Raw genomic sequence first — 15,474 nt, 5'->3', positions numbered from 1 at the left:
GTCGTCGACTGGAGCGCGGCGCGAGGTAACACCTACGCGAGCACCGCGCTGTCGTGCGTGGAGGCCTGCATGGATCAGCTCGGTGGACCGAACCCACAGCGGCTCTCCAGTTTCATCCGCCGCCGCCGTGACGCGATCCTGGAAACCTGGAAGGCGCAAGTCCGGTCGCTGAGCCCCGCGAGAGGGCTGTCGGATCCGGTCCTGATCGACCACATCCCACACCTCCTCGAGTACATCGCCGACGTGGCGAGCGGCGCGATCACGGGGGCCGCCGTCCCCCGGACGCTCCGCGGAATGCCCGGATGTCACGCGCTGAGCCGGCTGGGCCAGGGGTACGATCTCGCCGACGTCGTGCAGGAGTACGCGACGCTCCGCACGGTGCTCCTCGACCTCTGGGAGCGGGAGGGGAGCGGCGACGGCGCGGGCGGCGGGCGGATTCTGCTCAACAAGGCGATCGACGACGCGATCGCGGACGCCGTGACCCGCTACCAGGACGCGCGCGTGCGGCTGCTCCAGGTGCTCGAGCGCATCTCGATCGCCGCGCTGGGCAGCAGCGATATGGACACGTTCCTGGGGGCGCTCCTGCGCGCCACGCGGCAGGCCGCGGCGGCCGTGGACGTGGCGATCCTGCTGCTCCGGGACGGCGACGCGTTCGAGGTCCAGGCGAGCGCCGGCCTGGAGGACGATCCCCTGCGCGGCGCCGTGATCGACGCGGCGCGGGAGCTCGCGCGCGCGGTCCTGGACGCGGGCCAGCCCTGCTCGCTCGACGAGGTGCTCGGGTCGGCGCCCGGCGCGGCGCGGGCGCTCCGGTCGAGGGGGCTGCGCGCCGTCTACGGCGTGCCCCTGCTCCACGAGGCGCGCCCCCTCGGCGTCACGGTCTTCGGGTCGCGCAGCGCCGACGAGCTCTCCGAGGAGGACATCCTGATGCTCCGCACGATGACGAGCCGCGCGAACGCGCTCATCCTGCAGGCGCAGCTCGCCGCGAAGGAGCGCGCGGCGATGCGCGAGGCGGACGACGCCCGCGCGCTGCTCGAGGAGGTGATCGAGCAGATGCCGGCGGGGGTCATCATCGCCGAGCGGGGGACGGGGCGCGTCCTGCTCAAGAACCGGCAGGCCGCGGCGATCGCCGGGCGGCCGCTCGACGCCGCGCGGGGCATCGAGGACTACGCCGCGGAGGCGGGGTTCCACCCGGACACCGGCGAGCCGTACGAGCGCTCGGAGTGGCCGCTGGCGCGCGCCGTCACGGCCGGCGAGGTCGTGCGCGACGAGGAGATCGAGGTGCTGCGCGGCGACGGCACGCGGCGGCGGATCCTGGTCTGCGCGAGTCCGGTCCGGGATCCGGACGGGCGCGTGTCGGCGGGCGTCGCCACCATCTTCGACGTCACCGAGCGGACGCGCTCCGCGCAGGCGCAGCGCTTCCTCGCCGCCGCGAGCGCGGCCCTGAGCGACAGCCTCGATTTCGACGACACGCTCGGCCGGCTCGGCCGCCTCGCCGTCCCCGAGCTCGCGGACTGGTGCGTCGTCCACACGCTCCCCGAGGCCGAGGCGGCGCGGCGGGTCCTGGTGACGCACGCGCGGCCCGAGGAGGTCAGGCGGGCGCGCGCGCTGCTCCGGCGGCTCGATCCGCCCCCGGAGCTCGCCGCGCGGATGGAGCAGGTGCTCCGCGGCGAGCGCGCGGAGCTCCTCCGGGACCTCTCGCGCCCGCGCCCGCTGCTCGCCTTGCTCGGCGAGCAGCGGGCGCGGGCGCTCGTCCGGGAGCTCGGGCTCCGGTCGGCGATGCTGGTCCCCCTGATCGCGCGGGGCCGCGCCTTCGGCAGCATCCTGCTGGCGACGGCGGAGTCCGGGCGGCTCTACGACGAGGCGGACCTCGCGGTCGCGCGCGATCTGGCGCAGCGGGCGGCGCTCGCGGCGGACAACGCCCGGCTCTACGCGGCCGCGCAGCGCGCGATCGAGCTGCGCGACAAGGTCCTCGCCACGGTGTCGCACGACCTCAGGAACCCGCTCAGCGCGATCATCACGGCGACCGCCGTGCTGACCCGGCGCGCGGCGGCGCGCGGCGAGGACCGGGCCGACGCGAAGGCGATCGAGGCGATCCAGCGCTCGGCGCACCGGATGGACCGGCTGATCCACGATCTGCTCGACTTCGCGAGCCTGCGCGCGGGCCGGCTGGCGCTGAGCCGGAAGCCGCAGGATCCGCGGGAGATCGTCCGGGAGGCCGTCGAGACGTTCGAGCCGCTCGCCCTGGAGAAGGGGGTCCGCCTGGGCGCGACGTCGGACGACGACGTCCCGCTCATCCCCTGCGATCGCGATCGCATGCTCCAGGTGCTCTCCAACCTGCTGAGCAACGCGCTCAAGGTGACGGAGCCGGGGGGCGCGGTCTCGGTGAGGTGCGAGCGCCGGGCGGAGCACGTCGTGTTCTCGGTGGCGGACACGGGGCCGGGGATCCCGGAGGACGAGCTCCCGCACCTCTTCGAGCGGTTCTGGCGGGGCCAGCGGAACGGCTACAAGGGCACCGGGCTCGGCCTGGCCATCGCCCGGGAGCTCGTGGTGGCGCACGGCGGGACCCTCGGCGTGGAGAGCCGCGTGGGCGAGGGGAGCACCTTCCGGTTCACGATCCCCGTGGGCGACGTCGAGCGCTGAGCCCGGGCCGGCCGGGAGACGTCGGGGGCTGCGCCCCCCGGCGGGGAGAGGGAGGAGTGGACGATCGATCGCGCCGGCCCCAGGAGGTCCCTCCGGAGGACGAAGCATGGCGAGCGAGAGGACGCAGGACCAGCTCGGTATGGAGCGCCCGGAGCACGAGGTCAGCGAGGAGAAACGGCCCGAGTCGCAGGCGGACGTGCCTGGCGTGCGCGGGCCGGTCACCTCGTCCGGCGAGCGGGAGGATGCGCCTTCGGGCGAGGTCGAGACCTGGGGCAGCGAGGGGGGCGCCGGCACCTACGAGGGGGGGCCGGTCGTGTCGGACACGAAGCTGCCGCCGGGGCGCTCGGGCCGCAGACCGGCGTGATCGCGGCGGTCTGCGCGTGGCGGGGGCGCGCGGAGCGGGCTCGTCGAGCGGGCGTCGAGCCTCGGGCCCGACGGAGCAGCTCACGGCCGCTGCCGGTGTTGCAGCGCGGGCCTGGGCGCGCACCGCTTGATGTAGTCCGGTCCGGGGCAGCCATCGTGGGTCAGGACCTCGCCGTCCTTGCACACCACGAGCGCAGCCCGGATGTCGAGGCATCTCCCCGGCCCCGCCTCCACGCATCGATGCTCCGTGGTGGTCCCGAGGGCGCAGCCGTCGACCTGCCCCTCGGGGCAGTCGAGCAGCGGCCCCGTGGAGCAGGCGTCCCCCTGCCGGACGCCCGGCGCCGTCGTCCCCTGCGCCGCTTGCTGCGTCGTGCAGGCGGCGCTCACGGCGAGCGCGAGCGCGGTGAAGAGGAGTGGGCCCCTCCGGGGCGTGCGGCTCCGAGCGTCCATGCCGTGGTTCTCCGTGGGTCAGGTCCGGACGGGGATCCCTGAGGCAGGCCACCGCCCGGCGCGCCCGGCAGACTACTCCACGAGACGGCGCGCCCCCGGCGCTTTCGCCACCGCCGCCGGGGGGCGCGCGGCCGCGAGGATGCCGTGGGCGCAACCTCGGTCAGGTCGGCCGGCGTCGGCGATCGTGCTGGAACACGCGAGGAGGCACGCGCCGGTCAAAACGCGCCGCCGCCGTGCGCGAGCAGCGCCCAGCTGTCGCCGCCCGTCGGGGTCGCAGAGCCGCGCACCGCCAGGTCGTCGAAGAACGCGGGACGGAAGTTGAGCCGAGCCCCCAGCTTGACGTTGCGCGTGACGAGCCGCTCCACCCCCGCGCTGATCGGCACCGACAGCGCGAACGCGTCGCCGCCCTCGCCTGCCCAGCCGACGTAGCCCACGCCCGCGACCACGAACGGCTGCACCACCGCCTGGTCGGCGCGCATGATGTTGTAACGCACCCCCGCGTCGAGCGACGTCATCACGAGCGCCTCGTCCGTGGTGGCACGCTCGTTCACCGAGCCCGTGTAGTTGCCCTCGATCGCCACGCGCGGCGACAGGGTCCCGGTCACGCGCACGTTCCAGCTCGGGCCGATGCCCGCGGCGCCGCCCACGTAGCCCAGCACGCCCAGGCCGCCCTCGACCGCGATCGCGGGCTCGGGGATGCGCCGGATGAGCGGCTGATCCGCCGAAGGGACCTCCCCGGTCGGCGGGCCGCCGCGCTGGCCCGTCGCCCCCGTGTCCTGCGCGCCCGCTGCCAGCGCGAGCGTCATCGTGGCAGCGACGGACATTCCCGCCGCCGCGTATCGTAGCGTCCGCATCATCGGTCTCCCTCCGTGAACTGGTTCCGCCTGTGACGCCGGCGTGTGCACACAGTGGGCCACATTTCCCCTGTGCAGCGCGGGCCCGGCCGCCCGCAGTGAGCCGTTGCGGCGGCCCGGCGGGTCTGAGAGAAGCGGCGCTCCGGCCGCCGCGGAGACACCGGACCCGGCCGCGCCCGTACCGGGCGCTCGGCCATCGAGACGAAAACCAGAGGAGCCACACGATGTTGTCGAAGAAGAGCATCTACGAGACCCTCGCCGCGCTGAGCACGGGTGCCATGGTGATGAGCGGCTGCGGCAGCGCGCAGGCGCCGGTGAACGCGGCCGAGGTCCCCGCCGCGCAGGAGACACCTCCGGCCGCCCCGGCCGAGGCCACCTCCGGCGACGCCGCCGCGGGCGAGGGCGCCCCCGCGGCCCCGGCCCCCGCAGCCCCGGCCGCCGCGGCCCCGGCCCCCGCGGCCCCCGCTGCACCGGCCGCCCCGGCCTCGACCGACGCGTCCACGCCCCCCGCCGACGCGCAGTCGGCGCTGACCGCGCCCCAGGTCGCGCCCACGGCCACCCCGGCCCCCGCCGCGCCCGGGCCCGCGCCCACGAGCGCTCCGGCCAAGCCCGCCGCGAAGAAGCCGGCCGCCAAGAAGCCCGCCCACGCGGGCTGCGGCCAGGGCACCTGCGGCTGACGCGCGTCCGCCGTACCCGCGGAGGTCCCCCCATGACCGGCAGCGCGCTCACCGGCGTCGGCCTCGGGCTCCGGTGGGAGCTCCTCGACGAGGTGCTCGCGGCGGTCGACGCGCTCGACCCGCCCGCGGCGCTGCCCGTCCCCTTCTTCGAGCTCTCCCCCGAGAACTACCTGCGCCGCGGCGGCTACTTCCCCGCCGCCATCGAGCGCATCCGGGAGCGCTGCCCGATCCTGACGCACGGGCTCACCCTGTCGGTCGGCGGGCTCGACCCGTTCGACCCCGGCTACCTGCGCGCCCTCAAGGAGCTCCTCGGGCGGCTCGATCCCCCCTTCCACAGCGACCACCTCTGCTTCTCCGGCGTCGACGGCAGGATCCTCCACGACCTCCTGCCGCTCCCCCTGACCTCCGCGGCCGCCGCCCACGCCGCGGCCCGCATCCGCGAGGCCGAGGACCGGCTCGAGCGCCCGATGGCGATCGAGAACATCACCGCCTACCTGGTCCCGGGCCGCGCCGCGATGGACGAGGCCGACTTCCTCGTCGAGGTGCTCGAGCGCGCCGGCTGCGGCCTCCTGCTCGACGTGAACAACGTCTACGTGAACTCCCGGAACCACGGCTTCGATCCGGCTGCGTTCCTCGAGAAGATCCCGCCCGGGCGCGTCGTCGCGATGCACGTCGCCGGGCACGCGTTCTGCGCCGAGGCGGAGCTGCTCATCGACACGCACGGCGCCCCGGTGATCGCGCCCGTGCTCGACCTGCTCGCCCGCGCCGTCGCGCGGACCGGGCCGGTGCCCGTCGTGCTCGAGCGCGACCACGACGTGCCGCCGCTCGCGGCGCTGCTCGCCGAGGTCGCGGAGGTCGACGCGGCGTACCGGCGCGGGCTCGCCGCGCGGGAGGCGCGGGCGTGAGCGCCGCGGAGGGCGCGCCGCCCGAGCTCGCGGCGCTGCAGCGGGCGCTCCAGCGCACCGTGAGCGCGAAGGACGACGGCGCCATCGCGGCCGATCCGCGCGCGTGGCTCGAGCGCGCCGGGCTCACGGGGCCGGACCTCGAGGCGATGGCCGCGCTCCCTCCGGGGCGGCTGCTCCTCTACCGGCGCCTCGTCCGCCGCGGGCTGACGGGCGCGATCCGCGCCGAGATCCCGCGGACCGCGGCGCGGCTCGGCGCGCGGTTCGAGGCCGACGTCGCCCGCTTCTTCGAGGAGGAGCTGCCCCGCTCGCGCTACCTCCGCGACGTCGCCTTCGAGTTCGTGGCCTTCGCGGCGCCGCGCTGGGCCGAGGACCCGGACGTGCCCTCGTACCTCGCGGATCTCGCGCGCCACGAGCTCGTCGCGCTCGCGGTGGCGTGCGCCGAGCCGGACGGCGCGGAGACCGTCACGCCGAGCGCGTCCGGGTCGGGCGCGTCCGGCGAGGAGCTCTCGCTCGACCGGGGCGCGCGCTTTCAGCGGGCCGCCACGCTCGTGCGCCACGAGCACGCGGTCCACCGGCTGTCCGCCGACGAGGCGGCGCGCGACGTCCCTGTGCGGGAGCCGGTGAGCTTGCTCGTGTACCGCGACGCCGAGCACGAGGTCCGCTTCCTCGAGCTCACGCCGCTCGCGGCCGAGATCCTCGGCCGCCTCCTCGCCGGCGAGGCGCTCGGGGAGGCCGTGATCGCGGGCTGCGCTGCGCTGGAGCACCCGGTCGACGGCCCGGTGCTGGAGAGCACCGCGGCGCTCCTCGGCGATCTCGCCGAGCGCGGGGTGCTCCTCGGGCCGTCGCAGCGCTGATCTCCGGCCCGTGGAGGGGGTTGCCCGCCCGGGGCCGGCAGCGGCCACGCCCTCCGGAGCACGCGCGGCCGCGCTTGCTCCGACGCGCCCCCTCCGGAGCACGCGCGGCCGCGCTTGCCCCGCGGCGCTGCCCGGGGGTAACGCATCCCCGTGGTGATGGCGGATCGACCCATGCAACGCACCCTCTTCTGGCTGGCGGCCGGCCTGTGGCTCGGTTGCGGCGGCTCCGGCGCCACAGGGCACGGGTCCCAGGCGGGCGCCTCCGGCGGCGGGGGTGACAGCAGCCATCCGGGCAGCGGCACGGGCGACCGCAGCAGCGCGGGCGGCGGCGACACCGGCGCCGGCGCAGGAGGTAGCGGAATGGGAAGCACCGGCGTGGGCGGCAGCGGCGAGGAGAGCACCGGCGCGGGCGGCGGCGGGGAGAGCACCGGCGCGGGCGGCGGCGCCTCGGCGCCCGCGGGCGTGCCCTTCGTCTATGTCGGCGGCCATCAAGGCATCTTCGTCTTTCGCCTGGACGAGTCCGACGGATCGCTCTCCGCCGTGGAGGGCCCGATCGACGCCGAGATGAACCCGACCTTCCTCGCCGTCGACCCGGCGCACCGGCACCTCTTCGCGGTGAACGAGCTGGGCGAGGTGGACGGCGAGAGGTCGGGCGCGGTCAGCGCGTACCGGATCAACCCGGCGGACGGGACGCTCACGTTCCTCAACAGGGTCTCCTCGAAGGGCGCCGGGCCTGCCCACCTCGCCGTGGATCGCGCCGGCCGCTTCGTCCTCGTCGCCAACTACGGCGGGGGCACGGCGGCGGTGCTCCCCATCGGCCAGGACGGCGCGCTCGGCCAGGCGGTCTCCGAGGCGGTCTTCCCGGGTCGCCTGCCGAGGTCGCATCACATCGTGACCGCCCCGTCGAACCGGTTCGCGTTCGTCACCAACCTGGGGCTCGACGCGATAGCCCAGCTCACCTTCGATCCGGACACGGGCCAGATGGCGCCCAACGATCCGCCGGCCCTCTCCCTCCCTCCGGGCACGACCCCCCGGCACCTCGACTTTCACCCGAGCCGGACGCTCGCCTACGTGATCCACGAGTCCTCCGACGCGAGCACCACGCTGGGCTACGACCCGCAAAAGGGCACGCTCGCCGCCCTGTCCACCGTCTCGACGCTCCCGGACGGCGTGAGCGGCCTGGCGAACACCTGCGCCGAGATCCAGGTGGCCCCCACGGGCAGGTTCGTTTACGGCTCGAATCGAGGCCACGACAGCATCGCGATCTTCGCGGTCGACGCCGGGACCGGAGCGCTCACCGCCGTCGGCCACCAGCCCACCCAGGGGAAGACGCCGCGTCATTTCCAGCTCTCGCCGACGGGCAAGCTGCTGCTCGTCGCGAACCAGGACTCCGACAGCATCGTCGCGTTTCACGTGGACGAGACGACTGGCGCCCTCGAACCGACCGGCCGCGTCACCGAGGTACCCCGGCCGACGTACGTGGGGATCGTGGCACCGTCGGGCCGGTGAGCGCGTCGCGACGAGCTACTCGTCGCTGGGTGAACAGTGCACCACGTCGGCGTCATAGGCGTCGCACAATATCTCACACAGCTCAGCTCCTTCCCAGCAGCACCCGGCGTTCGAGCACCCTTGCGCGTCTCCCTCTATCCCGTTGCTGCACACGACGAAATAAGGAGGACACTCGGACTCCGCTTCGCAGACTTGCCCGCAGTCACCGCACCCGCCGGCGCCCGCCGTGACAAGGACCTGCATGACCATCCCAACGAACACCGCAGACAGCGAGAATCGCGCCAGTTTCAAGGTGCCCCCTCCCGAAGCGCTCGCCATGGGCCGGCGAGCCCGCCCCTCATCGCGTCCGCATCGACCTCTCGTGCCGTCCCGCCGCCGCTCGTCTCCTCCACGGGATCGCCTGTACCCGTGGAGGGCATGCCCGGCAGCGGGGCCCACGGCGGCCGCATCCGTCAGCGGATGAAGATGGCCTCATCCGACTGACAGCAGAAGAACGACTCGCCCCTCGGGCTCACGTCACCCGTGGGCACGCCGCCACGCGCGGCGCACGAGCCTGGCTCATCCTCGATCCACTGCGCGTCCAGGCTCGCCAGCCGCAGGCCCGGCCCCGTGACGCACTTCGGGCCGGCGAGCGTCACCGTCACCGCGTCGAGGACCCGCCCGCAACTGCGGTCCTCATAGGCCGACACCAGCGCGATGCACCTGCTGCCGTGCGCCGGGCCGCACTCGCACCGCGTGCAGCCGCGCGTGTCGTCGAAGCCTTGAAAGAACGTGCGCATCTCGGGGTACTCCGCCGGGCAACGCGGGGCGCCCTCGCGGAGATAGTGGATGCACACCGTGAAGTCCGGATGTCGCGACGCGAGCGACGCGACGCAGGTCGCGTCAAGGTCCGAGTCGGCGCGCTCCTCCTCGACGCCGGCGCAGCCGCGCGCGCGCTCGCCCCACGGCGCGGGCAGATCGCGCGGCTCTCCTGCGCGCTCGTCCACCACCTCGCAGGCGCTCACCGTCGGCGCCGGGATGCGGAGCGAGCCGATCTCCCCCGGCGTCGCCGCGGCCGGCGCCGCACACGCGCCGTCCCACCCCGCGGGCGCGTCGAACGACATGGATCCCGGCCCGTCGCACGCGGCCGAGGCGCTCCCTTCGAGGGCCCGGGGCAGCTCGCAGGACGGCTCGGAGCACCTGCAGGGAGGACACTCGTGCGCGCGATCGAGGCCGCCGTAGCCATCGAACACGCGCTCAGGCGCCTCCTTCGGGCACTCCGGCACGGACGCCTCATCGCCCGGCTCGCCCATCCAGAGGAGGATGGGATCGCTGAAGCCGGGGGGCGGCGGGGCCGTCACGCACGGGTCTATACTTCCATAGAGGTCCAGGCCGGGGTACGGGTCCTCCTCCGTGCTCAACATGATCTTTCCGGCCGTCCAGCAGCCCGCGACGCTCCCGAGGGCAGCGACGGCGAGCGCCGTCCCGGCCCGACGATTCTTCATGATCATAGGCCTTCTCCGACTCGGATCGACGCCGCTCTCTGACACGGTATCTTCGCGCGACGCCGATCCCCGCGGCCCCCCGGGATCTCCCCGCTTGTTCAGGCACGTTGACGAGGCGATCCCCCCGGGGCGCGCGGCGCTGGCGACGCTCCAGAGCGAACGAGCGCCCGCATTCCGATCTCATACTTGTATCGACCCATGCAGGAAAGTCCAATCTTGCGCGCAGGCTCAACGATCCGAGGCATTCCATCGGACGCGCATGAATTCTCATTTTTTCCGAAGCTCAGACGACGACCTTGCGAGAGTCCGTGTTCGGGCAGAAGCGCCTGTGAATATCTGGCGTTCTCCCTGGGCGGATCGGTCGGGTCGACGGGTCCCGGCGGCGGATCCGTATGGCCAGCGCAGGGCCGGCCCCTGAGCGCTGCCCGGCGCGCGCAGGGCAGCCGGTGGCGTCGAGGCGGACGTCACCGAGCTCGACGGCGCCGTCCTCCCCGACCGCCCGGCGTCAGCCCCTGGCGCCGCCGCAGGCCACGCGCGACCTGCGGAGCGCGCATAAGGCAACTCCCACCGCGCAAAGGCCGCTGAGCAGCAGCCATGCGCGACGCGGCACGACGAGGAGGCGAGTTCCTGGCGCGGCCACCTTCAACCCGTCCACAAGGCAGCCGCATATCGCCAATCCATCGAAACATCGCATCGGGCACCCCACGTCGATCTCGCCCTCGAACAGGTCCCTCTCGGCATGGCGCACCACCCCTTCCGCCGAGAGCGAGGATCCGGCCACCTTGAAAACGAGATCGGCCGCTCCATGGAGATAATCGCCCGCGCCCAGCGCCAGCGTCGTGCCGCAGGTGCTGTCCTGGCGGCCCGCCTGGTGGTCGTAGCCGCCCGCGACGCCGACGTCGCGGGCGAGGGTCGGCTCGCGGACGGCGAGCTGGCGCTCGACCCGCTGGAGGGTGTGCTCGCGCGAGGTCCTCGCCCGGTCGAACGGGACGAGGATCTGGCCGGCGCGCGGCTGGAGATGGCGGCGCCGGCGCGGCGAAGGCCGCCGGGGCGCCGCGAGAGGGTTCCAACCGGGCGCGCTGCCACTAAGATGGCGCTGACGCACGCGCGGGGCGCTCCCCCGGCGCCCCGCCGCGGTGCGCAGGGAGCTCATGAGCCAGAACCCGGACCGCAGCGATCCGCTCCACATCGCCGGCACCCTGATCGCCGACAAGTACCGGATCGAGCGCGCCGTCGGCGAGGGCGGCTTCAGCGTCGTCTACAAGGCCGAGCACGTCATCTGGAAGCAGCCCGTCGCCCTCAAGTGCTTCACGCTCCTCGCGAACGCGCCGCCCGAGCAGCGCGAGTCGCTGCTCCAGGGGTTCATCCAGGAGGGCAAGCTGCTGGCGGAGCTCTCGAGCCGCTCGGCCTCGATCGTCCAGGCGCGCGACATCGGCACGTTCAACGCGCCGGATGGACAGTGGCTGCCTTACATGGTCCTCGAGTGGCTCGACGGCGACCCGCTCGACCGGGTCCTCGACGAGGAGGCGCAGCGGCGCATGCCCCCGCGCGATCTCCGCGAGGCGGTCGCGCTGCTCGAGCCGGCGGTGACCGCGCTCGAGCTCGTGCACGCGCGCGGCATCGCGCACCGCGACATCAAGCCGGCGAACCTCTTCGTCATCGGCCCCGCGCGCGGCGCCACGACGCTCGTGAAGGTGCTCGATTTCGGCATCGCCAAGGTGATGGCCGAGCACGCGGCCGCGGCGACGGCGCTCGCCCACACCGGCAAGGACATCACCGCGTTCACGCCGATCTACGGCGCGCCCGAGCAGTTCAGCCGCACCCACGGCGCGACCGGCCCCTGGACGGACGTGTTCGCGATGGCGCTCATCCTGATCGAGGTGATGCGGGGCGGCGCGCCGGCGCTGGAGGGCGACGACTACATCCAGCTCGCGGTCGCGAGCCGCGACCCGTCCCGCCGGCCGACCCCGCGGACCCTGGGGCTCGCGGTCAGCGACGAGGTCGAGGCGGTCTTCGCGAGGGCGCTCGCGGTCGCGCCGGCCGATCGCTTCCCGACCATGGGGAGCTTCTGGTCGGCGCTGCACCGGGCGCTCTTCCCCGGCAACCCGAGCTGGACGGGCATCACGGGCGGCGGCGCCCGCGGCTCGCTGCCGGGCAGCGGGCCGGGCCGCGCGTCCCTGCCCGGCACGCTGCCGGGCGGCGCGTCCGTCCCGCCGGCGTCCTCGCCGCAGCTCGCGCCGACCCTGGTGGCGCCCCCGGGCCTGCCGACCGCGGCGCCCCCGTCCGCGGGCGCGTCCTGGCCCGGCCCGGCGCTCGAGAGCAAGATCACGGGCATCACGGGCGGCACCGCGAAGGACACGGCGGGGCGGCCCGCGGTGACGTCGCGGCGCACGCTGGTGCTCGGCGGCGCCGCCCTCACGCTCGCGGCCGGCGCCGCGCTCGCCTGGGGGCTGCTGCGCGACCAGCCGCCCGCGGCCGGGGCCTCGCAGGCCCCGCCGGCCGGGACCGCGGCCGCGGCGACCGCGAGCGCGACCGCGAGCGCCGCGGCCATGGCCGCGGCGCCGGCGCGCAGGACCGAGTGCCCTTCCGGCATGGTGCTCGTCCCGGGCGGCAAGTTCTTCATGGGCTCCGACGATCCGACGTTCAAGCTGTGGCAGCCCGCCCACAAGGTGACGCTCGACACGTTCTGCATCGACGTGCACGAGGTGACCGCGGGCGACTACCGGGCGTGCTCGGACAAGGGGGAGTGCAAGCGGCCCCCGCCCGTGCCGGATTTCCCGAAGGCGGACGGGGTGTCCGACGCCGCGCACCGGGAGACGCTCGAGGCCCTCGCCGAGCTCTGCACCTTCGGCAAGCCCGCGCTCGCGCGGCACCCGATCAACTGCGTGCCGTGGAGCCTCGCGGACGCGTACTGCGCAGTCCAGGGCAAGCGCCTGCCGACCGAGGCCGAGTGGGAGTACGCGGCGCGCGGCTCCGACGGGCGCAAGTTCCCCTGGGGCGACGAGCCCGGCGACCACACGTTCATGAACGCGTGCGGCGCCGAGTGCACGCGGTGGGAGCGGGCGCGCGGGCTGCCGGTGAGCCAACGCATGTACGAGGCCGACGACGGCTACTTCGGCACGGCGCCGGTCGGCTCGTTCCCGAAGGGCAAGACGCGGTTCGGCGCCCACGACGTCGTCGGCAACGTGTGGGAGTGGACCGCGGACTGGTTCGAGACCTACAAGGACGAGGAGCAGGTGAACCCGAAGGGGGCGCCCGCCGGCGATCGCAAGGCGATCCGGGGCGGGGGGTACAACGGCGGCTTCGCGCTGTGGGTCGACCCGGCGTTCCGCTACCACCAGCTCGCGACGGCGAGCGCCCCGGGCATCGGCTTCCGCTGCGTGATGAACCTGTAGCCGTGCCCGTCCCCGCCTCCCAGCTCACGAGCCCGTCGATCGCCGGCCCCCTCGGGACGCTCGCGTTCTCGCAGGTGCGCCCGCTCAGCGCGTCGCTCGCGCTGCGCGCGATCCGCTGGCACCAGAGCCTGGAGCGGCTCGGGGTCGTGCTGCCGTTCGCGCTCGTGCACGACGCGGGCCTGCTCTTCTCGACGCCGCGCGAGCAGCTCGAGCTCGGCCCGCGCTGCGACCCGAAGGAGCTGTCGGGCCGGCTCCGCGACGCGGAGCGCGTCGTGGCGGCGTACCGGGCGGTGCTCCGGGAGCTCGGCGAGAGCGAGGCCGCGCGCAGCGCGGCGCAGCTCCGGATGAACGACGACCTGGTCACGGTGGTGCTGTCGCGCCTCCTCGGCACGGTCGCGGCGCGGACGCCCACGGCGCCGGCGTACCGCGCGGCGCTCCCGGTGGACGCGGCGCTGTTCGAGGGCCTCGAGCCGCAGCTCCGGGGGCTGTTCCTGTCGACGCGGCGCGAGTTCGAGCAGCGGGCGCTCGAGGCGCTCGAGGTCGCGCGGCTGTACGTGCTCACGATGTCGGACGCGCTCGACGTCGAGACGCTGCGCCTGTTCGGCATGCTGGGCTCGGAGACGTCGGCCGGGGCGCTCGCCCAGGTCGACCTGCTCGCGGCGCTCTCGTCGCCCGAGGCGAACGACATCGTGAGCTTCTCGCTGGAGATCCTGCCGAGCGTCCTCGAGACGAAGACGCGCCCCGCGGCCGGCACCACGGCGGCGCACGGCTACTCGGGGCTGGGCACGCGCGGCTCGATCGACAGCATGGTGCTGACGGAGCTCGCCTGGGACGACATGGAGCTCGCGCGGCGCATCGCGGACAACGAGGTGCTCTATTTCGCCCGCGAGCAGAGCCGGGACGAGCAGCGGCGGATCCACTACCTGCTCATCGACGCGTCGGCCTCGATGCGCGGCGATCGCCAGACGTTCGCGCGGGGGATGGCGATCGCGACGGGCAAGCGGCTGCTGCTCGAGGGCGAGGACGTGGCGTTCCGCTTCTTCGACGCGCGCCTGTACGAGCTGCACCGCACGAAGAACGGCCAGCTCCCGACGGCGCACATCCTTTCGTTCAAGGGCGAGCGCGGCCGGAACCCGGCGCGCGTGTTCGCGGAGCTCGCGACGGATCTCGACCTCGCGCGGCACCACGATCCGCGCACGCCGGTGGTGCACCTGTTCACGCACGCGGCGCTCTACATCCCGCGGGAGATGGTGCAGGCGGTGCAGAGCCACGCGCACATCTCGGCGGTGTTCATGCTGCCGTCCGGGGGGCAGCTCGACCTCGACTACCTGGATCTGCTCGATGCGCACTGGGTGGTGGACCACGCGACGGTCGCGAGCGGGGCGGCGCGGGCGAGCGCGGCGAAGGCCATCCTGGGCGAGCAGGAGGAGGGGGCGGCCCGCGGCGGGGGGACGGGCGCGCGGCGCGCAGGGGGGTGAATCGCAGGGGATCTGCCGGGCTGCCCGGCCCCGGAGAGAGGGTATTGCCGGGCTGCCCGGCCCCCGGCGAGGGGGTTCGTGGGGCGGCGTGGGGGCCCCACGAACCCCCTCGCCGGGGGCCTACGCCTATCGATGAATCAACCGTCGACTCACTCAACCGCGCGCCGCCCCACGAACCCCCTCGCCGGAGGCCTGCGGCGATATGCCCTGCACCGCGGCCGGGAGCCTCACGAGGCTCGACCGTAATACTCCGGCTCGTTGCCGGGCTTCCACTTGATGTTGCACCCGATGCTCGGCCGCTGATCCGACGGGACAGGCGCTCTCCTGAGCACCGCGTCGATGGCGGCGCGGAGGTCGCGGCCGGTCACCGGGACGTCGTTGCCAGGGCGGCTGTCGTCGAGCTGGCCGCGATAGACCAGCCGGCGATCGGGGCCGAAGAGGTAAAAGTCCGGGGTGCACGCCGCCCGGTAGGCCTTGGCGACCTCCTGCGACGCGTCGAGCAGGTAAGGGAACGTGTAGCCGACCTCGCGCGCCTCCCTCGCCATCGCCTCGGCGTTGTCCGCGGGATAGGCGACGACGTCGTTGGGATTGATGGCCACGACGGCCAAGTCCTCGGGGCGGTAGTCGCGCCGCAGCCTGGCGAGCTCGTGGCGGATGTGTTTGACGAACGGGCAGTGATTGCAGATGAACATCACGAGGAGCGCCGGCGGCTCGGTGAAGTCCGACAGCGCCACTTGCTTTCCGTTGAAGTCCGGCAGCCTGAAGTCGGGCGCCGGGGTGCCCAGCTCAAGCATCGTGGACGGGGTGCGTGCCATGACAGATCCTCCTCTCGGATGGCCGGGCGCACCATATCACGCACGATGAC

General features: G+C 74.2%; 13 protein-coding genes. 8 read left to right on the top strand and 5 right to left on the bottom strand.

Annotated elements, in window-relative coordinates; genetic code table 11:
* Positions 1-69 precede the first annotated feature (69 nt).
* Entirely contained in the window at positions 70-2,640 is a 2,571-nt protein-coding gene (locus tag WMF31_RS09575) for an ATP-binding protein (RefSeq protein ID WP_436601633.1), read from the top strand.
* A gap of 106 nt (positions 2,641-2,746) precedes the next feature.
* Complete coding sequence (locus tag WMF31_RS09570; RefSeq protein ID WP_436601632.1) at positions 2,747-3,004, top strand: hypothetical protein; 258 nt, start codon at positions 2,747-2,749, stop codon at positions 3,002-3,004.
* A gap of 80 nt (positions 3,005-3,084) precedes the next feature.
* Here the strand turns inward: WMF31_RS09570 and WMF31_RS09565 are convergent, their stop codons facing one another.
* Complete coding sequence (locus WMF31_RS09565; protein ID WP_436601631.1) at positions 3,085-3,453, bottom strand: hypothetical protein; 369 nt, start codon at positions 3,451-3,453, stop codon at positions 3,085-3,087.
* Positions 3,454-3,668: 215 nt separating this feature from the next.
* Positions 3,669-4,277, bottom strand: a complete 609-nt coding sequence (locus WMF31_RS09560) for a hypothetical protein (protein ID WP_436601630.1) — start codon at positions 4,275-4,277, stop codon at positions 3,669-3,671.
* A 254-nt stretch (positions 4,278-4,531) separates the two neighbouring features.
* Here WMF31_RS09560 and WMF31_RS09555 point away from each other — a divergent pair, with 254 nt between their 5' ends.
* From WMF31_RS09555 to WMF31_RS09540, 4 genes are all read left to right on the top strand, one after another.
* A complete protein-coding gene (locus WMF31_RS09555; protein ID WP_436601629.1) occupies positions 4,532-4,984 on the top strand; it encodes a hypothetical protein in 453 nt (150 codons plus the stop codon).
* A gap of 32 nt (positions 4,985-5,016) precedes the next feature.
* Complete coding sequence (locus WMF31_RS09550) at positions 5,017-5,889, top strand: DUF692 domain-containing protein (RefSeq protein WP_436601628.1); 873 nt, start codon at positions 5,017-5,019, stop codon at positions 5,887-5,889.
* Positions 5,886-6,743 (top strand): HvfC/BufC N-terminal domain-containing protein, encoded by an 858-nt coding sequence (locus tag WMF31_RS09545; RefSeq protein WP_436601627.1) that lies wholly within the window; start codon positions 5,886-5,888, stop codon positions 6,741-6,743. The genes WMF31_RS09550 and WMF31_RS09545 overlap by 4 nt, the downstream gene beginning before the upstream one ends.
* Before the next feature lie 171 nt (positions 6,744-6,914).
* A complete protein-coding gene (locus WMF31_RS09540; RefSeq protein WP_436601626.1) occupies positions 6,915-8,252 on the top strand; it encodes a lactonase family protein in 1,338 nt (445 codons plus the stop codon).
* 452 nt (positions 8,253-8,704) lie between these two features.
* Here the strand turns inward: WMF31_RS09540 and WMF31_RS09535 are convergent, their stop codons facing one another.
* Positions 8,705-9,736, bottom strand: a complete 1,032-nt coding sequence (locus WMF31_RS09535; RefSeq protein ID WP_436601625.1) for a hypothetical protein — start codon at positions 9,734-9,736, stop codon at positions 8,705-8,707.
* 505 nt (positions 9,737-10,241) lie between these two features.
* Positions 10,242-10,889: a hypothetical protein gene (locus WMF31_RS09530; RefSeq protein WP_436601624.1), complete on the bottom strand. Its 648-nt coding sequence runs from the start codon at positions 10,887-10,889 to the stop codon at positions 10,242-10,244.
* Between WMF31_RS09530 and WMF31_RS09525 the strand changes: the two genes are divergently transcribed.
* Both WMF31_RS09525 and WMF31_RS09520 read left to right on the top strand, forming a co-directional pair.
* Positions 10,888-13,131 carry an SUMF1/EgtB/PvdO family nonheme iron enzyme gene (locus tag WMF31_RS09525; RefSeq protein ID WP_436601623.1) on the top strand — a complete coding sequence of 748 codons (2,244 nt, stop codon included), beginning with the start codon at positions 10,888-10,890 and terminating at the stop codon, positions 13,129-13,131. The genes WMF31_RS09530 and WMF31_RS09525 overlap by 2 nt on opposite strands.
* Positions 13,132-13,133: 2 nt before the next feature.
* The gene (locus WMF31_RS09520; protein WP_436601622.1) at positions 13,134-14,609 is read left to right on the top strand and encodes a hypothetical protein; all 1,476 of its coding nucleotides are present in this window, start codon (positions 13,134-13,136) and stop codon (positions 14,607-14,609) included.
* 227 nt (positions 14,610-14,836) lie between these two features.
* On the opposite strand, the gene WMF31_RS09515 is transcribed toward WMF31_RS09520, so the two are convergent.
* Complete coding sequence (locus WMF31_RS09515; protein ID WP_436601621.1) at positions 14,837-15,424, bottom strand: thioredoxin family protein; 588 nt, start codon at positions 15,422-15,424, stop codon at positions 14,837-14,839.
* Between the last annotated feature and the right edge of the window lie 50 nt (positions 15,425-15,474).

The organism is Sorangium sp. So ce1036, from assembly GCF_051369805.1.
Lineage (GTDB): Bacteria > Myxococcota_A > Polyangia > Polyangiales > Polyangiaceae > Sorangium > Sorangium cellulosum_F.
This window is presented reverse-complemented; position numbering and strand designations above follow the sequence as displayed.